This is a genomic window from Fretibacterium fastidiosum, assembly GCF_000210715.1.
GTDB classification, from domain to species: Bacteria; Synergistota; Synergistia; order Synergistales; family Aminobacteriaceae; genus Fretibacterium; species Fretibacterium fastidiosum.
In genome coordinates this window covers 674921-695085 of the sequence record NC_021038.1, presented here as the reverse complement: position 1 = coordinate 695085, position 20165 = coordinate 674921, and the positions used below count along the sequence as shown (strand labels likewise).

Sequence of the window (20165 nt, the reverse complement as noted above, 5' to 3'; positions counted from 1 at the left end):
TTTTGTACGACCACATTATCAAGAACGGGATAGTCATTGATTTTCAAACAATGCAAACCAGCCAGAGGAACATATGCATCAAAGATGGCTTCATTGCACCACCAGATGAAGGGAGTGAGGCAAGGTTTATTATCGACGCTTCTGGCAAATACGTCCTCCCCGGATTAGTTGACGAGCACGTTCACCTGAATTACAATAACAGCAACATTGGTGCTAATGCTGACTTATTGTGCATTCCCATGGGTGTTACAACGGCGGTGGACGCAGGCACCAGCGGCTGGACAAATTTTGAGGGATTTTATCGTTACAATATTGTACGGTATACCACAAATGTACTGGCCTATATACACGTTTCTCCTTATGGCGTTCATAATGGTGGCCTTCAGCGTGATGAGGATCACAACCCGGCGGACTTCAACGAAACCGAAATTATAAAGCTGGCTGTAAAATACCCAGAGGTCATTCGGGGATTGAAGGTCCGTATGTGTCGTGCGACCCTAGGTGACTTTGGCATTAAACCACTGTTGCGCACTATTGAAATCGCGAAAAACGTTGAAGCGGCAAGAGGTTTTCCCTGTATCGTAGACGTGCATTATGACGATTTGCCAGATAATGTCACGTTACAAGCCATCTTGGATGCGCTGCGCACAGGGGATATCCTTTCGCATGTCATGCAAACGCACCGAGAAACTATTTTTAACAAAGATAATAAGGTTCGCAGCATACTAAGGCAGGCACGCGATCGAGGTATTTGGATGGATAACTGCCATGGGCGCGTTCACTGGTCGTTTAAAAATCTGAGAAACGCATATAGTGATGACTTCTTTCCTGATATTATCAGCTCAGATATCGTGAGGAACAGCATGTACGTCAAACCAGGATGTTCTCTGATACATGCTCTGTGCGTAAACTCTGCGGCAGGAATGAAGGACTTGGACATCCTCAAAGCTGTTACCTACACTCCTGCAAAAGCGCTAGGTATTTTGGACCGTGCCGGCACCTTGGAGGTTGGGAAACCAGCGGATATCTGTTTAATGGACGTTCAAAAAACAAGCGAGGTGTATTATGATTGGTGGGGTGGGTCCTGCCAAGGCAATAAAGTATTTGTACCACTTATGACGCTTAAAGACGGTAATATCGTCTATCGTCAGTCGTTTTTTTAGATAGAGCTAAACAAGAGGAAGTATTCCAAGTCGAATCACTAGTTTATTAATTTTGTAACTTTAATAGAATCAAAAACGGGAGGAGAATATCTTGAAAAAAGACGGCCAATATAAGCTGGATATCGTTCCCGGCGTGATCCTGGCCCTGTTCTCCGCGTTCTACATGGGCAACGTTCCGGGCATTCAGGCGTTCAAGGGGCTGGGATCGACGCCCATCAACAATCGCTTCGTTCCCTGGCTCTGGGGTGGATCGCTCATGCTCCTGAGCCTGTGGCTGATCGTCAGAGGGGTGTTGAAGTACCGGCGCTTCACGGCGGCGAACGCCCGCCCGGCGCGGACATCCCTGTGGCGCGCCCTTCTGGAGAAGCGTGAGGTGATCGCGAGTTTCGTCGCCCTGACGCTTTACGTCATCTTCATGGAGTCTGCGGGGTTTATCCTGGCGACCGTCGCCTACACGTTCGTGCAGATCCTGATCCTCACCCCTGTGGAGCGGTGGGGAAGAAACCTTCTGCCCGCCGCCGTGACGGCGATCATCACGGGCTTTCTTTTGTTTTACGTCTTTCGGCGGACGCTGGGCGTGTTGCTTCCCGCGGGCGCGTTCGGCGAGTTCATGCTGTAGGGGGGATAGAGGATGATCATGGAAGGACTGCTGGCCGTCTGCCAGCCGCTCACCCTCCTGTTCATCGCCATCGGCGTGGCGGTGGGCATCGTCTTCGGCGCAATCCCAGGCCTGACCGCCACGATGGCCGTCGTCATGTTCCTGCCCCTCACCTACTCCATGGCCGCCTCCGAGGGGATCGCGATGTTGATGGCCCTCTACATCGGGGGCATCTCCGGTGGACTGATCTCTGCCATCCTGTTGAATATTCCCGGAACCCCGTCCTCCGTCGCCACCTGCCTCGACGGCAAGCCCATGGCGAACAGGGGAGAGGCCGGGAAGGCGTTGGGCGTCGGGGTGGTGTTCTCCTTCATCGGGACGCTCATCGGCATCGCCATCCTGGTCGTCCTGGCCCCGGTGCTCTGTGCCTTTGCCCTCAAGTTTCAGTCCTACGAGTACTGCGCGCTGGCCCTGTTCTCCCTCAGCATGGTCGTCGCCCTGACGGGAACCGACATGACCAAGGGGCTGATCAGCGCCATCCTGGGAGCCCTGCTGGCAACCGTGGGGCTGGCCCCCATCGACTCGCGCCCTCGCTTCACGTTTGGCCTGTTTCAACTGAACAACGGCTTCGCGCTGGTGGTGCTCCTCATCGGCCTGTTCGCCATCTCCGAGGTCATGGCCTTTGCGGAAACGGTGCGCCGGAGACAGGACTACACGGTTGAGGCAAGCGTCAGGATCCGGGGAGCGGGCTTCAGCCTCGCCGAGTTCTTCGGCCAGATCCGGAACGCCATCGTCTCCGCGCTGATCGGCGTGGGCATCGGCATCCTGCCGGGCATCGGCGGAGGCGTGTCCTGCATGATCTCCTACACCGTGTCCAAGAACACGTCGAAGCATCGGGAGCTGTACGGCACGGGAATCATCGACGGCGTCGTCGCCTCCGAGACGGCAAACAACGCCACCATCGGCGGCGCCATGATCCCGCTCCTGTCCCTGGGCATTCCGGGGGACGCCGTCACGGCCATGCTGCTGGGAGGGCTTCAGATCCACAACGTCGCCCCCGGACCGCTGATCTACGAGAAGAACGGCGTCGTCGTCCACGCCATCTTCTTCGCCATGTTGATCGCGGCCGTGATGATGCTGTTCTTCATGCTGTGGGGCATGAGGTTCTTCATCTCGGTGCTGAAGGTGCCGAAGAACTACCTTTTGCCCCTGGTGCTGGTGCTGTGCGGCATCGGCGCCATCGGCAACGCAAATCAGATCTTCGACACCTACACGATGGTGGCCTTCGGGCTGATGGCGTACCTGATGATCAAGGCAAGGATACCCACGGTCCCCATGATCCTGGGCTTCATCCTCGGCCCGACCTTTGAACAGAACCTGCGTCGGGCCTCTCAGCTCACCTCGAGCGACCCGTTTTGGAATCACCCGATCTTCTGCGTGCTGATCGTCGCCACGCTCCTGGTCGTCGTCTTCTCCGCGCGCGCCAACATGAGGGACGCGGCCCGCGAGGAAGCGGCGCAGGGTGACGATTGATGAAAACAGGCGATTGTAGGACAGGAAAGGAAGGTTTTTGAAGATGAAGAAAGCGTTTTCAGCGCTCCTCACCGCCCTCTTGCTCACGGGCATGGCCTCCGCCTCGTTTGCGGCCGACTGGCCCACGAAGCCCATCAACGTTTACGTGACCCATGCGCCCGGCGGCGACACCGACTACATGGCCCGTCAGCTCTCCGCTCAACTGGAGAAGGTCCTGGGGGTTTCCGTGGTCGTCAGCAACGTCACCGGCGCCAACGGCGCGACCTGTATGCAGCAGTACAAGGACGGCAGCAAGGACGGCTACACCTTCATCGCCACCAACACGGCCGCGCTGAACGGCAACGAGGCCACTCAGATGGTGGACTTCGGCTACTCCGCCTTTGAACCCGTCGCCGTCTACGGCATCCAGTCCGGAGAGAACATCGTAGTCCCGGCCGACTCCCCTTACAAGGACCTCAAGGAGCTCATCGACGCCTCCATCGCGAACCCCGGCCAGATCCGGTTCGGGATATCGACGGGCGGCGGCGTGTACATCATGGCCTGCGTCCTGACGAACTTAGGGCACGCCCAGTTCAACATCATCGACGCCGGAGACGGCGCCAACCGCCTGACGGCGCTCCTGGGGAAGGCGATCGACGCCACGTCGCTGCCCTACTCCACCGCCGCCGACTACATCGAGAAGGGCCAGCTCCGAAGCCTCTGCACCGTCCTGTCGAAGGCCCCGACGCTGCTCCCGGACCAGCCCTCCGCCTCCGCCGTGATCCCGGAGCTGAAGCTGGACACGGAGTACGTGATCCTGGCGCCCAAGGGGACGCCGGCCGACCTGGTGAAGTCCATGAACGACGCCATCCTGAAGGTCTGTGGCTCTGAGCAGTGGAAGAAACTCGTCAACGACTACTGCTATCAGGACCCCTTCTTCTTCAACGTCGAGGACACGGTCCAGAACCTCAAGGAACAGCGCGACCTCTTCCAGAGCTTTCTCCCCTTCCTGTAACCCCCGCAGGAGGCCTGAAGGTTTGGTCCGGATTTTCGCCGCCGACTGAGGCGGCGTGCAGCAAAAAACGTCTTACTTTTTGAAGGAGGAAGAACCATGAAGAAGATCCTTGCGTTGTCGTTGATCCTCGCGTTTGCCGCCGCTGCGTCGGCCGAGTTGACGCAGCCCGTCAACCTGACCTTTGCGGCCCAGGAGGTGGGGACCGGAGCCTACTCGGTGGCGGCCGCCATCCAGTCGGTGCTGGTGAAGGGCCTGCCCCAGGGCTCGACCATCGACCTCACCACCAACTCCCCCGGCGGCGTGGGCGCCCCCATGCTGATCCAGAACGAGGACTGCGACCTGATCGTCTCCAACGCCGGCCCCTCCCTCTGGAGCTACGAGCGCACGCCCGATCAGTATCAGTTTGGCGGCTGTAAGGACGTCCGCAGCATCGGCGGCGGCCTTGGGCACACCTTCACGAACGTCATGTTCACGAAGAAGTTCGTGGACGAGACGGGCATCACGACCCTGGAGGAGCTCATCGCAAAAAAGCACCCCGTCAAGATCGTCACGAAGAAGAACGGGTCCCTTGGGGAGCTGACGGCTGAGCGCGTCATCGAGGCCTGCGGCATCTCCGTCGAGGAGTTCAACTCCTTTGCCAAATGGGAAAAGACCGGCACCGACGCCATCAAGAGCGGCCTGCAGGACGACCTGTACGAGATGACCATCGATCACATCGACGCGGGACAGGCCACCACCACCGAGATCGCCCTCACCCACGACATGTTCTTCGTTCAGCTCTCCGACGCGACGCTCGCCAACATGCAGAAGATGGGCTACGCCCCCATCGTCATGCCGGCCGGCACCTGGAACAAGCAGGACAAGGACATCAAGACCATGGGGTCACAGCAGAACGTCCTGGTCCCCGCGGCGATGGACGAGGAGCTCGCCTACGCGCTGACCAAGGCCATCTGCGAGAACAAGGACGAGATGGCCAAGTTCGTCGCCTCCCTAGGCTGGTTCGACCTCAAGACCGCCGCCAGAAAAGAGCTCAACGGCGCCCCCCTGCACCCCGGCGCGATCCGATACTACAAGGAGATCGGCGTCCAGGTGGACGAATAGCTCCGGCGCCATGCAAAGCCTCCTGAAGGGGAAGGCCGCGATCGTCACGGGCTCGTCCCGCGGCATCGGCAGGGACATCGCCCTCGCCTTCGCGGAGAACGGCGCCGACGTGGTGATCCACGGCACGCGAGAACAACCCGACCTGCGGGACCGCATCCGCGCAACGGGTGTTCGCTGTGAGTGTGCAGCAGGCGACATCGGCGACTACTCCACGGCGGAGCGCCTGACGGCGGCCTGCCTGGACGCCTTCGGCCGGATCGACGTTCTGGTGAACAACGCCGGCGTCAACAGCCGGACCCCCTTCGCGGACCTCTCCCTTGAGGAGTGGGAGCGCGTGCTGCGAACGAACCTGACGGGCGCCTTTTGCACGTGCAAGTGCGTGGTGCCTCACATGCTGAGGCAGCGCAGCGGCTGCATCATCAACCTGTCCTCCTCCGCCGGAAAGACGGCACACCCGAACGCCGCCCTTCCCTATGGCGTCTCCAAGGCCGGAATCAACTCCCTGACGCAGAAGCTGGCGTGGGACCTGGCGCCCTTCGGAATCCGCGTCAACGCGATCTGCCCCGGCCCCATCGAGACGGATATGACGAGGCAGTGGATCCCGGAGTACCGTGAGGAGGTCCTGAAGTCCATCCCCGTCCGGCGGCTGGGCTGTGGGGCGGACGTCGCGAACGTGGCCGTCTTCCTGGCGTCGGACATGTCCACGTTCATCGTGGGCGAATCCATCAACGTCAACGGCGGGAAGTACATGAACTGACCCTGCGCTCCATGCCGGCGCAGTGCGGGGAGCCGGGCTCACCCCGGCTCCCCATTATTAAGGAAGCGCTGATTAATCTTCAAAAGTTGTTGAAACAATCAAGGAGTATCAAGCGAAGGGTATCCTTCAGCGCTTCCTTAAAATTTTAACATGGGGCTACGCCCCAATCCCCACGCGCTTCGCGCGGCCTGATGAAGTTTCAGACACTAAATATAGAGAACATACGGTTGACAGTTCTCAACGACTTAATCAGTGTTTCCCTAAAATCCTTACAAGTAAGGAAGTGAGCGACTTGAGTACCGATAAGAAGATCGCCCCGCGGACCGTCGCCGCCGTCGTCGTCACCACGGCGTTCTTTGCGTTTCAGCTCTACATCGCCCTCGTGAAACAGTTTCCCCCCATGCTGCAGAGCCCGCTGCACCTGGTGTTCGCCCTGACGTTGGTCTTCATCTACTTCCCTGCGGACCACAACCACCGCAAAAAGGTGCGGAAGGCCGCGGAATCCCAGGGCCACGCGCCGGACCCGACGGAGCTCAACCGCTACGCCTGGACCAACTGGCTGGACCTCCCGGCCTTCGCGGGGATCGCCTACCTCCTGTGGTACGCCCTGACCCAGAACGCCCGACTGACCGACTACGTGGTCAGCATCTCCCCCGTCTACGGCATCGACTACGCCTGCATGATCGTCACCGTGGGGCTGCTCCTCGTGGCGGTGTACAGGACGCTTGGGATGACTCTGGCCGCCTTCATCGCCGTCTTCATCCTCTACGCCTGGACGTCCCCCCACCTGCCCGGCATCCTCTACACGAAGCCGAAGAGCTTTCTCAAGTTCCTGAACCAGTTCACCGCGGGCATGACCATGACGGAGAGCGGCGTGTTCGGCACACCCCTCTATACGAGCGCCAGCACGTTGTTCTACTTCATCGTGTTCGGAGCGTTCTTCTCCACCATAGGCGGCGGCCAGCTCCTGATCGACATGGGGATGAACGTGTCCAACAAATCCGCAGGGGGGCCGGCCAAGGCCGCGGTGCTCTCCTCAGGCCTCATGGGCATGATCTCCGGCTCCGCCGTGGCCAACGTCGCCACCACAGGGGTCATGACCATCCCCATGATGAAGAAGATCGGCTACGCCCCGGAGGAGGCCGGAGCCGTCGAGGCCGTGGCCTCCACCGGCGGGCAGATCATGCCGCCCATCATGGGCGTCGGCGCCTTCATCATGGCCGAGATGCTGGGGGTCAACTACATGAGCGTCGCGGCGTCGGCTATCATCCCCGCGCTGGCCTACTACTTCGCGGTGTTCGTCCTGGTGGACCGCCTCGCCGCCAGGCGCGCCTCCCACCTCAACGCCAACGTGGACGCGACCATCCAGATAAAGCGGGCCATCCTGCCCCGCCTCTACCTGCTGATACCGGCCATCCTCCTGGTGGTCTGGATCATCCGCGGCGCCTCGCTGATGCGGTCCGGCATGGTAGGCATCTTCGCCTGCATCGCCTGCAACGTCCTCAACCGCTTCTTCAACCGGGACGACTACATCAACCTCAGAGGTCTCGCCGCCTGCTGCATGGACGGCGCGCGTCAGGCCGCCAGCATCGCCATCCCAACGGCGGCGTGCGGGATCATCATCAACGTCGTCACGGGGCAGACCTCCCTGGCCACCAACCTCTCCAACCTGATCAGCGCCCTGGGGACCAGCAACCTGTTCCTCGCCCTGAGCATCGCCATGATCGGCTGCATGATCCTGGGCATGGCACTGCCCACCGTAGCCGCCTACCTGGTGGGCGCCATCCTGTTCGTGCCCTGCATCCAGCCCATCCTGCTGGCCAGCGGCATGAGCGGCCCCGTCGCGAGGCTCTGCGCCAACATGTTCGTGTTCTACTACGGCATCATGGCTCAGATCACCCCGCCCGTCTGCGTGGCGTCCTACACCGCAGCGGGCATCGCGGAGGCCAACGCCATGAAGACGGGCATGAAGGGCTTCACCTTCGCGATGGTCGGCTTCATGGTCCCCTTCGTGTTCGTGTACAACCCCGCCATCCTGCTTCAGGGCTCCGTGGCGGAGATCGCCATCTCGACGCTTCAGTTGGGAGCCGGAACCTTCTTCCTGGCCGTCGTCGTGGCCGGTTACTTCAAGGGCGAGCTGAACGTGATCGAGCGCGCGCTGCTGTTCGTGGCAACCCTGTGCCTGATCGCCCCGGAGTACGTCAGCTCCGTCGTGGGGGCCGTCCTCGGCGTCACGGTCCTGGCCGTCAACTCCCTGAAGCGGAAGCGCGCCCTCACGGAAGGGGGGACTTCCGAATGAGCCGGCACAGCGTGGCCATCGCGGGCAGCGGCCTGGCCGCCCTCGCCACAGCAGCCCGCCTCCACGAGCTGGGCGTGCGCGACATCGCCCTCTACGCAAACGGCTTCGGAGGGACGCCCTTCATCGCGGCCATCAACTTCGTCCTGCCGGACAACCCCTACGGCGACACCCCGGAGCTGTACTGCACGGACATGCTGCACGCGGGTTACGACATCGCCGATCGGGAAACGGTACGTCGGATGACGAGCCGGACGGCGGACGGCTACGAGCTCCTGTGCCGTTGGGGCGTGACCTTCGCCCGCAACGAGGACGGGACGCTCAAGCGCCGCCACGTCTCCGGTCACACGCACCCCCGCTCCCTCTGCCAAACCACCCGGCTCATCGGGGCCGAGATCCTGGAGGCCATGCTGACGCGCCTCGAGGCGGCGGGCATCGAGGTCCATCGCAGGTGTCCGGTGGCGGGCCTCCTGACGCGGGGCGGGCGCATCGAGGGGTTCACGGTCCTGCAGGACGGCGAACCGCACAACGTCTACGCCCCAGCGACGGTCGCAGCCTGGGGCGGCGTGGGCGGCCTTCTTGGCCCCACCACCTATCCGGGCGACGTCCAGGGCAACACCCTGGGGATGGCCAAAGAGGCCGGAGCCACGATGATCGACATGGAGTTTCTGGAGTTTGAGCCCATGGTCATGATGGACCCGCCGGGCACGGTGGGCGAGCCGGCCCCCACCGCCATGCTGGGGGAGGGCGGACACCTTCTGAACTCCCGGGGTGAGCGCTTCCTTCTGTCCGTCCGGCCCCAGGGAGAGGGCGGCGCGCCCAAGTCCCTCATCAACCGCGAGGCCTGGAAGCAGGTCCAAAGCGGCAAGGGCAGTCCCAGGGGCGGCGTCTTTCTGGACCTGCGCCACATCGACCGCGCGGTGTTGCAATCCTATCCCTGGTTCTACGACCGCCTCATGAAGAACGGCTGCGACCCCAACCGACAGTTGTTGGAGGTAGGGCCCATGGCCCACAGCTTCTCCGGAGGCATTCGGGTCGACGCCGACTATCGCTCCGACGTCCAGGGGCTCTACGCCGTGGGCGAGGCCTGCGGCGGGCTGCACGGCGCCTGCCGCTGCGCTGGAAACGCCGCGAGCCAGGCCGTGCTCTCGGGGCTCCTCTGCGCGGAGGGCATCGCAAAGGAAGGCGGCCTGGACCGCGCGATCTCCCCTCACCCTCTGCGATGTACTCAGGACGCAACCCTGCGCGGGAAGGTCCTGCCGAAGCTGCGAGGCATCGCCGCCCACGCCCTGGGAATCTACCGGAACGGCCCCGACCTGGAGGCGGCCCGCTCCGCCGTGAAGGCCATCCTGGACGAGCCGGTGACGGCACGGGACGACCTGACGCGCCAGTCCGCGCTGGCCATCCTGACGATCGCCGAAGCGGCGCTGAACCGCAAGGAGAGCCGCGGGACCCACAGCCGCCTGGACTTTCCGGAGACCGATCCGGCGTTTCAGCGGGAGTTCACCCTTTGAGAGAGGCGCCCCTGCGGCACAGACGGCAGCCCGACGTCGCCTGTGCCGCGGGATCGCGGCTCCGCCAAAGAAGCCCCTTACGATATTCTCCAGTATTCTGTAATTATCAATTACATGTTTCTTCTTCCTTTCCTCATATAGTGCTCCCCAAATAGAGGACCACTATACAATGACTGTTTTGCCATCCGCAAAAATGCGAACATCTCCATCGGCTTTTTCAATCTCTTCCATTTTAGCCGCAGTAATTGGAGTGCCCCTTAGCCTTTGATATACCTCTTGGATCGGCTTGAACTCCACCCCTTCGGGGCAGTATTCCTGAATCAATTCATCCAGTCTGCTCATTCGCTCTCACCGTCTTTTTCGGTTTCCGTTTCGGTAGCTGCCGGCAAACCTGGCGCTGCTTCCTCAAGAAGCATTCGGTCAAAGTCGCTTTGATACAGCCGGTCCTGCCGGACGCGGTATTTTTCAAACTCGGTCAGGGCGTGCCGTTCGGCAATTTTTGCGGAAATGCTCCCCGCATGAACCAGGATTTCCTTTCTGCTCAGCCGGAGGGGACCCCCTCGAACTGTTCCGCCCAATCCTCCATGGTCATGGGGACTTCTTCCTCGGCCCGCAATTCCGCCAAGTCCAGATAGGCGTTGACGATTCTCGCCATTGCGGAAAGCTCTTCCTGCGTCAGATAATTCTTTGCCATCACCACGTCGAATTTCTGTATTTTGCCGCCTGGCGCATCCTTCCAGGTGGTCAGCCCCATGTGCTCTTTGCTGCTGTCGGCACGGCGATAGATGGTCTCCGCCGCCGTTTCGCCGTGAATGGCCCAATGAAGCTGATTCTGCACCCGTGCGAAAAACAGCCTTGTCGTTTCCGCTTTGGCGTCATAATCAATGCTGGTGGCATAGATGTCTGTAATTTTTTGATAAAACCGACGCTCCGAAAGACGAATCTCACGGATACGCTCCAACTGTTCCCTGAAATAGTCCTTCGTCAGGACGGTGCCGCCGTTTTTCAGGCGCTCATCATCCATCGCGAAGCCCTTCACGGTAAACTCCTCAATAATACGGTTCGCCCATTTTCTAAACTGCACCGCACGGGGTGAGTCCACTTTATTGCCCACGGCAATGATGGCGCTCAAATTGTAGTGATTGGTATTGTAGCTCTTGCCGTCTGCGGCAGTTACTCGAAATTTTCGAATAACTGAGCTTTCGTCGATCTCGCCATCGGCAAATATTTTTTTCAGGTGATAGTTGATCGTGTGGGTTTCCACATGATACAAAAGCCCCATCATCTTTTGCGTCAGCCACACATTTTCATCAAAGTACACCGCGTTTACGTCGCTTTCTCCGGTAGCGGTAATAAAAGTGAGGTATTCCGCAGCGGAGGAACGGACGATGCTGATTTCGCGCTCGTCTTTTTTCATCTGTCCACCTCGATTTCCGCGATAATCTTCTCAATTTCGTCACGGAGGACCTGTTCGCGCGCAACAATTTTCTCAATCTCTGCATTGAGCTTCACAATGTCGATCTTCTCTCTTGCGTCGTTCCCCGTTGCCCGCCGGCCCTCCTGCGTCAACAATTGAGACGGCCCCCATCAAGGGGGCCGTCAGGTTATCGAGGAAAGAGCTCAGCTTCTGAGAAAGGGCTCAGCCCCTCCGACGGCCCAGGAAGGGCCGGGTCACTTGCTGGCGTCTATCCGCGGTTATGCCTTCCTCCTCAGAAGGAACGCCGCGCCAAGGGCCAGCGCCAGTCCACCGAACCCAGCGTCGCATCCGCCACCGGAGCTCTTCTTGGAGTCTCCGGGGTTACCAGGCTGCCCGGGATTACCGGGCTGTCCAGGATTACCAGGATTACCAGGGGTACCAGGCTGCCCGGGGTTTCCGCCCGGCTTGGCGATATCCTTCAGCTTCCTGCCCACCTTGATCGGATGGACCTTGCCGTCGTCCGTCGCCACCAGCACCTTCTCGATCGCCGCCTTGCCCGAGTCGATGTCGGCCTTCGTGGTCTTGCACGTCAGCCTCAGCTTGTAGCTCTTCGCGCTCGCCTTGACCACCGGCATGGAGCTCACGACGACCTTGCCACTGCCATCCAGCAGCTCGGCCTTCGGCTTCTCCTTCATCCCGGAGGCGACCACATCCAGGGACTTCGGCGTCCCCTCGAGCTTCAGCGTCGCCGCGAGCTGGACGGTCACGTTCCCCTGAGCGTCCGGGGCGCTGGTGCTCGTCGTCTCCCAGCTGCTCGGCTCGATGCTCGGGGCCGCGGGCGTACCCGGCGTACCGCCGCCGCCGCCACCGCCACCGCCGCCGCCGCCGGGAACGGCATTCAGGTCGGCGTCGACAAAGCCCTCAAAATTTGGCACGACCTGGTTCTTGGCGTACACCCTCAGGGTCCCGCTCGTGAAACCGGCGCCCACCTCCACCTTAAAGGACGCGGCCTTCGCGGTGGCCCCAGGCTGTAAAGTAAACGTGACGGGGCCCGGAGCGACAACGCTCAAAAGCTCAGCGCGCCAAGAAGCGGCATCCACATCAACGTCATTCGAGACCGTGACGTCTACAACGCGCTCGTTCCCCGAGCCCGTCACCTTCGCCACCAGCTCGGGGACCTTAATAAGATCGCCCTTCGCCGTGAGGAGCAGCGCCTTCGCGCCATCCCACGCGATCGTCGCCACAGCGTCGTCAGCAGGATCGCCCTCGATCTTGCTATTGGCATTCAGAGTCACATCCTCGGCCTTCAATAACTCGACCGTATCGCCCGCCGCCAGGCTCTTCCACCAGGTCTTGGGACGGTTCATCTTCAGCAGTTTATTAGCAACGACGTCGATCTTCTTCACCTTCAGGACCGGGTTCTGCGTCGCCGCGTCGACCTCGATCGTCGCGGGGTTGGCGGGGTTGACGGCACTCAACTCCAGATTCGGGAACTCCCCGCTGGGCAGGGTCAGGATGCTGAAATTCGCGAGCGTCACCTTGACCGTCCCGGAGAGCAGGTTCCTGCCCTTCACCCTGAACGTCTCGGTTCCGCCCACCTTCACGTTCCAGTTCGCGTCCTTCGTTCCGTCCCGGACCACCAGAGCTCGAGTGCCACCCGCAAGCTCCAGCGTGGCGTCAGCGGCAGGCTGAAGGAAGTGGATTGTGTTCTCCGTATCCGCAGCTCCACCGCTCTTGACCACCAGGCCGTTGTTCGTCTTCGCGAAGCTCAGGGTTCCAATCTCGTTCTTGTTAAGCTCCAGTTTAAAGGTATCGCCCTCGGCCGCTGCCGTAAAATCGACCGAGCTCACCGTCACGTCCGCAGCGAGGGCCAGGGTCGCAGTTCCGCCGCCGGCGGGAGCCACGAACTCGACCTTTCCCTGGACGTTCTTGTTCAGGGTGCCTGTCTTGGTATCCGCAAGTGTCAGCTTCAGGTTCCCGGTCACCTCGGCGTTGAGGTTATCACCAGTAAGTTCTTTGATGATCAGGGTCTTGCCGCTCGCGACCGTGATCGTGTTTGCGGTGTCCTCCGTCGCCAGCTTCGCGAGGGTCATGTCCCCGTTGAGCTTAAGATGTCCGACCTTGTCGGCGGCAGATCCCAGCTTCAGCTCACCGGTCGGAGTGAGCGGGTTGCCGATCTCGACGCCCTCCGCAACAACCAGGTCGCCGCTCCAGACCTCCACGGTCTTGAGGGCCTCCTTCATCGGATTGTTCAGCGTCAGGTTGCCATCCTTCAGGGTCAGAACCGTGGCGGCGCTGCCGAAGTCCTCCGCATTGACCACGAGATTGCCCTTGGCGATGTTATTCAGACCCGTTGCCGCAAGGGCCGGCAGGGCGTCATCGACGTCCACGACCAGCGTGCCGCCGTTCTCGATCTTCAGGGCATTGACCGTCGCCACCGGAGCCTTCAGAGTCAGCGTGCCCGCGCCGGAGAGGGTCAGGGGGCCGGCTACGCCTGTGACTTTATGGGGAGCAGCAGCTTGAAGGATGAGCTTCGAACCTTCTAGAATTTTAACGGGAGAACTGCCTGCATCGCCCCAGACGAAGTTACCGGGGTTACCCGCAACACGCAACGTGGCCTCTGGGGCCTCCGCGACCTGGATTCCTTTGACCGTCAATTTATTAGCAGCAATATTAACGGTCAGTTTACCCCCCTCCACGAACCCCAGAATAGCAACTGAGGCATCAGCATCAAGCGTTGTGATCGTGGCGTCCGTACTGATGATCGCCGTGTCGGTGTCCCCCGGCTTATTGGGGGTCCAGTTATCATCAGCATCCCACTTATGAGGATCAGTCCCTCCACCCGTCCACGTCTTAATCGCCGCCAGCGCGGTCCCGGCGAAGGCCAGGGCAAGGATCGCCCCCAGCGCCGCCGTGCGCAAAAACTTCCTGTTCAAATTCATCTTCTCATCCTCCTCACAAACTCACAAAAAAGCAGATCCAAACCCTGACTCCCTGAAACAAAACTCCCGACCCCCTTGTCACCTTCCCCTTCACGAACGTCTCAAGACGCCTCGCTCACCTCCCCAGGGCCCCGACGTTCCCACAGCGCGAACGGGCACCAGCCAAACGAACCACGACGCAGACAAAACGCCCGCCACACACAGGGTCAAACGTAAAGTACCAGAAGTCCACAAAAAATGCAAGCAATGCAAGCATTTTAAGGAATCGCTGTCTTTCTAAACCGTCCCTGCCTGGCGCTCTCCTTATTTACTGCGGTTTTGGGGCCCGCGCCCGCCGTCCCCCCAAGGTTGCGTCAACGATCCCTTAAATTGTCTGACGTTCAACGTTACCTGAATGGGATCGGACGGATGCTTTCCCGTTGATCCGGTCCATAGGGCACACGCCGCAGGATCGCAGCCTGAAACTCCGACGCGACGCGCCAAACGAACGCCTGATCCATCCGCATCCGGCCCCTCCGAAACGGTATAATAATCACGAGCGTCCCGCCGGGGGACGACGGCCGGCGAACGAGGCGATGCGGGCCGTCTTTTTGATGTAGGGATGCAGGATAAAAAGAAAGCGTCCGCAGGACCGGGCGCACGATGAGGGAGACGACACTATGGAGAAAAACGAGCTCAATCGCGTTCAGTTTCACGACCTCATGAAGTACCGCTTCATCTCCTCGCCGCGCATCTCGCCGAATGGGGCCAAGGCGGCCTTCGCCGTACACCAGGGGGACCTTGAGGGCAACCGCTACCTCTCCTGCCTCTGGCTCTGCGACCTGACGTCCGCCCAAACCTCCCAGCTGACCTTCTCCGGGACGGAGCGGGCCTTCTGCTGGTCGCAGGACGGGCGGGACCTGATCTTCGTCAGCGGCCGCAGCCCTCAGCCCGGAGAGCCCGAACCCGCCCCGGACGCGCCCAGGGACTCCCGGCTCTACCGCATGAACGTTGCCGGAGGCGAGGCCCGCTTCCTGGCCGCCCTGCCTCGCACGGTCACGGCCCTGTGGGACCTGGGGGACGGCAGGCTCCTCCTGAAGACCACGGACCCCCGCAAGGGCGAGCGCTTCGAGGACGCGGACTACATGGTCTTTCAGCAGATACCCTTCAACTCCAACGGCAAGGGCTTCACGGCCCAGCAGAGGTCCCGCCTCTCGCTCCTCACCCTGGAGGGCTCTAAGCTGGAGGACCTGACCCCGGAGACGATGGACGTCCGACAGGTGCGCCCGTCGCCGGACGGAACGCGCGTCCTCCTTACGGGGGTGGACTACGAGGACGTCATGCCGCTGACCACGGGGGTCTGGGAGATCGACCTGAGCTCGAAGACCCTGAAGGAGCGCCTGCCGCAGGGGCAGTACGCCTGGGGCTGCGCCGCGTTCTTCGAGGGGGAGGTCCTGCTGGCGGGCACGGACATGAAGCGCCACGGCCTCAACGAGAACAAGCGGTTCTTCATGGCGCGGGAGGGCGCCGCCCCCCGCTGCCTGACCCCGGACTGGGATCGCAGCCTGCACAACTCCATCATCTGCGACTGCCGGTACGGCATCGGCCCCATCGGGGAGAGCTTCCTCGTGGACGGGGACAAGGCATGGTTCATCTCCACGGAGGGCTGGCGCTCCCGCCTCTCGACCGTGGACGCGCAGGGCGCGGTCGTGCAGGTCACGCGGATGCTCCGCAGCGTGGACGACTTCGACGTGAAGGACGGACGCGCGGTCGTCGTGGGCCTCGAAGGGCTCTCCCTGCAGGAGCTCTACCTGATCGAGGACGGCGCGGAGCGGCGCCTGACGGGCCTGAACACGGCGGCCCTCGAGGGGACGGACCTGAGCGTCCCGGAGTACGTCCGACTGGAGAACGGGACGCCCGATGGGCTGGACTGCTGGTACATGCGCCCCATCGGCTTCGAGGTGGGGAAGAAGTACCCCGCCATCCTGCACATACACGGCGGCCCCAAGGCGACCTTCAGCGACGTGTTCGTCCACGAGATGCAGTGCTGGGCAGCGGAGGGGTTCGCCGTCCTCTTCTGCAACCCACGGGGCAGCGACGGCAAGGGCGGCGGCTTTGACGACATCCGGGGCAAGTACGGGACCGTGGACTACGAAGACCTGATGGCCTTCGTGGATTGGGCCGTTCAGACCCTGCCCTTTGTGGACGGCGACCGCCTGGGCGTGACGGGCGGCAGTTACGGGGGCTTCATGACCAACTGGATCATCGGGCACACCAACCGCTTCCGCGCTGCAGCGACCCAGCGCAGCATCTGCAACTGGGTCTCCATGACCGGCATGACCGACATCGGCTACTACTTCGACCCGGACCAGCACGGAGCGGACGTTGGGGACAGCGTGGAGACCCTGTGGGACCGTTCGCCCCTGAAGTACGCCAACCAGATGAGGACGCCGACGCTCGTCATCCACTCCGACGAGGACCACCGCTGCGACCTGGGGCAGGGGTTGCAACTCTTCACGGCACTGAAGCGTGGAGGTGTGGAGTCCCGCATGTGCGTCTTCAAGGGCGAGAACCACGAACTATCCCGCTCAGGCCGACCCCAGCCGCGCCTGGCCCGGCTGCAGGAGATCGCGAGGTGGCTGAAGGAGAGGGTGTGAGCGCTTTAAGAGCGCTTTAAGAAAGAAGGGCGGGTGCTTCGGCGCCCGCCCCTTCGATTTTCGCCCTACTTCAGCTTCAGCAGGCGCTTGGTGCTATACTGAGGTGTGTCATCAATTGACAAAATTTGGATAGAGCCAGTAAAGTAGATCCCAGGTTGAAGATAGGTTAACTTAGGGCGTGTCACAAATAAGCCATACCACAATAATAGCGGCGAGATAAACAGCGCTCTGGAAATGAACAGCTCTCTTGTCGTAACGTATTGCTATTGCTATTGCTCGATATTGTTTCAAGCGTGCAAAAAGTCCTCAATCAATCTCAATCAAATTGAAGGGCTCCGTAAAGGTCTTTATCCCGCTCATCGAAAATACGCGGTTCTTTTGCATTGCTCTTAGACGGGATAATAGCTTTCTTCCCGGACTTCTCCAAGAGGCCGATAACCCGTTCTTGAGCATCGTAACCCTTGTCCGCGATTACCGTTTTCGCCCTTACTTCGGGCAAAAGCTGATCCGCTCCTGCAAGATCGTGAGCCTGGCCAGGCGTCAGTAAAAAGCTTGTGGGGTTTCCCAGCGCATCAACCGTCGCATGAATTTTGGTGCTGAGACCTCCACGGCTGCGACCAATGGCTTCCTCATCCGGGCTGCTTTTTTTGCCCCCGCGCTATGCTGGTGAGCGCGGACAATGGTCGAATCAATCATGGCATATTCGTTGTCGGCGTCTTCCGCCAACGTCTCGAAGATACGTTTCCAGACTCCGCTCTTGCACCACCGGGAGAAGCGAGTGTGGACGACGCGAAAATCTCCGAAACGTTCAGGAAGGTCTCGCCATGGGATTCCGGCCCGATAACGGAATAAGACCGTTTCAACGAAAAGGCGGTTATCCTTGCCGTTGGCACCAACATAGCCGGGTTGTCCCGGCAGAAAATCCTTGATGCGTTCCCATTGGTCATCCCGCAAAGCGTAACGGCGTGTCATCTGAGTGCTTTTCTCCCCTGACAATTATAAGTTCACCTAACTTCAACCTAGAGGCTACTTTCTTTACTGTCGCTGTCCATATTTCGTCAATCGATGACACACCCTAAACTCTTCTTCCTTTTTGGGGTTCTTGACATGGGGACCACTATTGGGGTACCATTGGGATACTTCATAGATTCAATCAGCGTTTTCTTTGCATAACTGACGCTACGAGGTATGTCAGGAGGTGGGATACGCATGATCCGGAAATTGGAGATCCACAATTATAAGTTGTTTCGTAACTTTGCTCTTGAACTGGACGGTGGGGTCAATCTGTTGTGCGGCCCAAACGGCAGCGGGAAAACGTCTGTCATTGAAATCGTCTACGCCCTGACGCGATTTCTCGCCATACCCGATCACTCGGACACCATCGCATGCTCGGTGGAGGACGCCTTTCCTTTCCGCACGTTTTGTAGGTGGTGCACCGAGGAGAACGGCTGGGGAGAAATGTCTGTCAAGCTTGAGATTGAATCTGATGAACAGCCGCTTTACATCTATGATTTGACGGTTCGGTACAATTTCCTGGAAAAAATCTCCAGGGTTCAACACGAGTCGCTTCGGCTGGGTGAGGCGTTGTTGTTGCGATTTCAGGAAGGCAGAATAGAAATGTTCACGGACGACGAGAAAAAGCTAGCCTTCAGAAGTGACTGGAAGCGCTCCGGCTTGGTCGTCGGTTCGAGCAACAACAGCCGAATCCGGAGATTTGGCAAGCAGGTTGCGTCGCTGTATGCGTTTCACCTCGTTCCCGCGCTGATGAAGCAGGATGTGGAAAAACCGATGGAAACTCTTGCCTTGTACGGAGAAAACTTTGCCGCGTGGCGTTTCCTGCGTGCAACTCAGCAGCTCATGAGACAAGCTAGGGTCGTTGAGCAGTCGAAATATTTCATCCCCGGCCTTGTCGATATCCGCTACATCAAAAAAGGCGATTGGCACGCGCTTGCCGTGAAGGTTGAGTTCAACGGAAGGGAAAACGATATCGAATTCAATGAGCTGTCGGACGGTCAGAAAACCCTTCTCGCGCTCTACTCGATCCTCGCCAATATCCCCAACGGAAGCACCGTGCTTATCGACGAACCGGAGAACTTTTTGGCTCTTAGCGAGCTACAGCCTTGGCTGGAGGCGATGAACGACGCCTGGGAGGAGCGGGACATACAATTTATTATCATCTCGCATAATCCCCGGACGTTGAATTGGCACAATAAAAACGCAATGATTCTCTCTCTGGAGGGGACTCCGCCGAAAGTGGTCGTCGAGCGGCGTACCGATGACGATGACGACCCCCTCGTCGACAAGCTCCGCCTGATGGAGTGGGAGGAGTGCGACAATGCTTGACCTTTCTAGATATCGAGTGTTCATACTCTGTGAGGATCAGGAGCACAACTATTTCGTACGCACATTTTTTAAGTCTTTAGGGATCGGCGATAGGAAATTCGACACCTATCCGTTGGTCGACGGAGCCCGCTCCGCTGAGGGACATGTGAGAGAACGTTTGCCCGAGGCATTGGACAAGATTCGTAAAAACCGTGAGAATGTTTTTCTTGTGCTCGTAAGCGACGCGGACAAAAACGATCCCAATCTGTCGGATCGCGTAAAACAGTGGAATGAGGAGCTGCACTCCAGGGGACTACCGAAAATCTGCAAAGAGGATCGGGTTTTGTGTCTTGTTCCCAAAAGGAATATCGAAACGTGGTTTGCCTGGATCGATGGAGAAGAAGCAGTCGACGAGATCAAGGACTACAAGCAAAGATACAAGAAAGCCAAAGCGGGCCATTATGGCAAAAGGTTTTTTGAAAAGTATACCGAGTGCCGTAGCCGAGACGCGAGATGCGATGACGCACCGCAATCGGTTCGGGACGCGTGTACGGAATTTGGTCGATTTTGTGACTCGCTCGATAAGCATGAGAGACAGAGGAAATCGAGCGCATGACAAACTTGAGAAAAGCCGGTCCTCCGTTCGAGCGGGCCGGCTTTTTCTGCAAAGAAACCGCCGCTACTTCCCGTAGCGTGCCATCAGGTACTCGTCGGCGTGGACGCCGTTCTTGACGGCGGCATACCGCTTCGTCCCCTCGACGACAAACCCCAGCGACTCGTACAGGCGGACGGCCCGTCCGTTGTCCGTGAAGACCGATATCTCCACGCGCTTCAGCATCAGCCAGTTGTCTATAGTGGTCCCCATGTCAAGGACCAAAAAGAGGGGAACCTA

General features: G+C 59.8%; 16 protein-coding genes and 1 pseudogene. 11 read left to right on the top strand and 6 right to left on the bottom strand.

Going from position 1 to position 20165, the window contains the following annotated elements; translation table 11 throughout:
- The first annotated feature begins 2 nt into the window (after nucleotides 1–2).
- The 8 genes from SY1_RS03045 (at nucleotide 3) to SY1_RS03010 (ending at nucleotide 9956) form a co-directional block, all read left to right on the top strand.
- Complete coding sequence (locus tag SY1_RS03045; RefSeq protein WP_208872662.1) at nucleotides 3–1163, top strand: amidohydrolase family protein; 1161 nt, start codon at nucleotides 3–5, stop codon at nucleotides 1161–1163.
- 91 nt (nucleotides 1164–1254) lie between these two features.
- The gene (locus SY1_RS03040) at nucleotides 1255–1782 is read left to right on the top strand and encodes a tripartite tricarboxylate transporter TctB family protein (protein WP_208872661.1); all 528 of its coding nucleotides are present in this window, start codon (nucleotides 1255–1257) and stop codon (nucleotides 1780–1782) included.
- Between the two features lie 12 nt (nucleotides 1783–1794).
- Entirely contained in the window at nucleotides 1795–3294 is a 1500-nt protein-coding gene (locus SY1_RS03035; RefSeq protein WP_015556140.1) for a tripartite tricarboxylate transporter permease, read from the top strand.
- A 43-nt stretch (nucleotides 3295–3337) separates the two neighbouring features.
- The gene (locus SY1_RS03030; RefSeq protein WP_015556139.1) at nucleotides 3338–4288 is read left to right on the top strand and encodes a Bug family tripartite tricarboxylate transporter substrate binding protein; all 951 of its coding nucleotides are present in this window, start codon (nucleotides 3338–3340) and stop codon (nucleotides 4286–4288) included.
- A 96-nt stretch (nucleotides 4289–4384) separates the two neighbouring features.
- Nucleotides 4385–5389 (top strand): TAXI family TRAP transporter solute-binding subunit, encoded by a 1005-nt coding sequence (locus SY1_RS03025; protein WP_015556138.1) that lies wholly within the window; start codon nucleotides 4385–4387, stop codon nucleotides 5387–5389.
- Between the two features lie 10 nt (nucleotides 5390–5399).
- Nucleotides 5400–6146 (top strand): SDR family NAD(P)-dependent oxidoreductase, encoded by a 747-nt coding sequence (locus tag SY1_RS03020; RefSeq protein WP_015556137.1) that lies wholly within the window; start codon nucleotides 5400–5402, stop codon nucleotides 6144–6146.
- Nucleotides 6147–6438: 292 nt separating this feature from the next.
- Nucleotides 6439–8445 carry a TRAP transporter permease gene (locus SY1_RS03015; protein WP_208872660.1) on the top strand — a complete coding sequence of 669 codons (2007 nt, stop codon included), beginning with the start codon at nucleotides 6439–6441 and terminating at the stop codon, nucleotides 8443–8445.
- Nucleotides 8442–9956, top strand: a complete 1515-nt coding sequence (locus SY1_RS03010; RefSeq protein ID WP_015556136.1) for an FAD-binding protein — start codon at nucleotides 8442–8444, stop codon at nucleotides 9954–9956. The genes SY1_RS03015 and SY1_RS03010 overlap by 4 nt, the downstream gene beginning before the upstream one ends.
- A 162-nt stretch (nucleotides 9957–10118) precedes the next feature.
- On the opposite strand, the gene SY1_RS03005 is transcribed toward SY1_RS03010, so the two are convergent.
- The 4 genes from SY1_RS03005 to SY1_RS02990 all read right to left on the bottom strand — a co-directional run bounded on the left by SY1_RS03005 (nucleotide 10119) and on the right by SY1_RS02990 (nucleotide 14315).
- The gene (locus SY1_RS03005; RefSeq protein ID WP_015556135.1) at nucleotides 10119–10298 is read right to left on the bottom strand and encodes a hypothetical protein; all 180 of its coding nucleotides are present in this window, start codon (nucleotides 10296–10298) and stop codon (nucleotides 10119–10121) included.
- Nucleotides 10299–10497: 199 nt separating this feature from the next.
- Complete coding sequence (gene rhuM / locus SY1_RS03000; RefSeq protein ID WP_015556134.1) at nucleotides 10498–11373, bottom strand: RhuM family protein; 876 nt, start codon at nucleotides 11371–11373, stop codon at nucleotides 10498–10500.
- A complete protein-coding gene (locus SY1_RS02995) occupies nucleotides 11370–11528 on the bottom strand; it encodes a hypothetical protein (RefSeq protein ID WP_208872659.1) in 159 nt (52 codons plus the stop codon). Before SY1_RS02995 ends, rhuM begins: the two co-directional genes overlap by 4 nt.
- Nucleotides 11529–11651: 123 nt before the next feature.
- A complete protein-coding gene (locus tag SY1_RS02990) occupies nucleotides 11652–14315 on the bottom strand; it encodes a collagen-like triple helix repeat-containing protein (RefSeq protein WP_208872658.1) in 2664 nt (887 codons plus the stop codon).
- A 659-nt stretch (nucleotides 14316–14974) separates the two neighbouring features.
- On the opposite strand from SY1_RS02990, the gene SY1_RS02985 reads away from it, so the two are divergent.
- The gene (locus tag SY1_RS02985) at nucleotides 14975–16951 is read left to right on the top strand and encodes a S9 family peptidase (protein WP_015556133.1); all 1977 of its coding nucleotides are present in this window, start codon (nucleotides 14975–14977) and stop codon (nucleotides 16949–16951) included.
- Between the two features lie 171 nt (nucleotides 16952–17122).
- On the opposite strand, the pseudogene SY1_RS02980 reads toward SY1_RS02985, so the two are convergent.
- Nucleotides 17123–17923 (bottom strand): annotated as a pseudogene (locus SY1_RS02980) (IS5 family transposase).
- A gap of 237 nt (nucleotides 17924–18160) precedes the next feature.
- Here SY1_RS02980 and SY1_RS02975 point away from each other — a divergent pair.
- Nucleotides 18161–19294, top strand: a complete 1134-nt coding sequence (locus SY1_RS02975) for an AAA family ATPase (RefSeq protein ID WP_015556131.1) — start codon at nucleotides 18161–18163, stop codon at nucleotides 19292–19294.
- The gene (locus SY1_RS02970) at nucleotides 19287–19889 is read left to right on the top strand and encodes a hypothetical protein (protein ID WP_015556130.1); all 603 of its coding nucleotides are present in this window, start codon (nucleotides 19287–19289) and stop codon (nucleotides 19887–19889) included. Before SY1_RS02975 ends, SY1_RS02970 begins: the two co-directional genes overlap by 8 nt.
- Nucleotides 19890–19952: 63 nt before the next feature.
- Here SY1_RS02970 and SY1_RS02965 read toward each other — a convergent pair whose 3' ends face one another.
- Nucleotides 19953–20138: a GNAT family protein gene (locus SY1_RS02965; RefSeq protein WP_208872657.1), complete on the bottom strand. Its 186-nt coding sequence runs from the start codon at nucleotides 20136–20138 to the stop codon at nucleotides 19953–19955.
- Nucleotides 20139–20165: the final 27 nt, after the last annotated feature.

What these genes read in the sequence shown, in the direction of transcription:
- SY1_RS03035 (WP_015556140.1), top strand. Translation starts at nt 1,795, where the DNA reads ATGATCATGGAAGGACTGCTGGCCGTCTGCCAGCCGCTCACCCTCCTG.
- SY1_RS03030 (WP_015556139.1), top strand. Translation starts at nt 3,338, where the DNA reads ATGAAGAAAGCGTTTTCAGCGCTCCTCACCGCCCTCTTGCTCACGGGC.
- SY1_RS03025 (WP_015556138.1), top strand. Translation starts at nt 4,385, where the DNA reads ATGAAGAAGATCCTTGCGTTGTCGTTGATCCTCGCGTTTGCCGCCGCT.
- SY1_RS03020 (WP_015556137.1), top strand. Translation starts at nt 5,400, where the DNA reads ATGCAAAGCCTCCTGAAGGGGAAGGCCGCGATCGTCACGGGCTCGTCC.
- SY1_RS03010 (WP_015556136.1), top strand. Translation starts at nt 8,442, where the DNA reads ATGAGCCGGCACAGCGTGGCCATCGCGGGCAGCGGCCTGGCCGCCCTC.
- SY1_RS03005 (WP_015556135.1), bottom strand. Translation starts at nt 10,298, where the DNA reads ATGAGCAGACTGGATGAATTGATTCAGGAATACTGCCCCGAAGGGGTG.
- rhuM (WP_015556134.1), bottom strand. Translation starts at nt 11,373, where the DNA reads ATGAAAAAAGACGAGCGCGAAATCAGCATCGTCCGTTCCTCCGCTGCG.
- SY1_RS02990 (WP_208872658.1), bottom strand. Translation starts at nt 14,315, where the DNA reads ATGAATTTGAACAGGAAGTTTTTGCGCACGGCGGCGCTGGGGGCGATC.
- SY1_RS02985 (WP_015556133.1), top strand. Translation starts at nt 14,975, where the DNA reads ATGGAGAAAAACGAGCTCAATCGCGTTCAGTTTCACGACCTCATGAAG.
- SY1_RS02975 (WP_015556131.1), top strand. Translation starts at nt 18,161, where the DNA reads ATGATCCGGAAATTGGAGATCCACAATTATAAGTTGTTTCGTAACTTT.
- SY1_RS02970 (WP_015556130.1), top strand. Translation starts at nt 19,287, where the DNA reads ATGCTTGACCTTTCTAGATATCGAGTGTTCATACTCTGTGAGGATCAG.
- SY1_RS02965 (WP_208872657.1), bottom strand. Translation starts at nt 20,138, where the DNA reads ATGGGGACCACTATAGACAACTGGCTGATGCTGAAGCGCGTGGAGATA.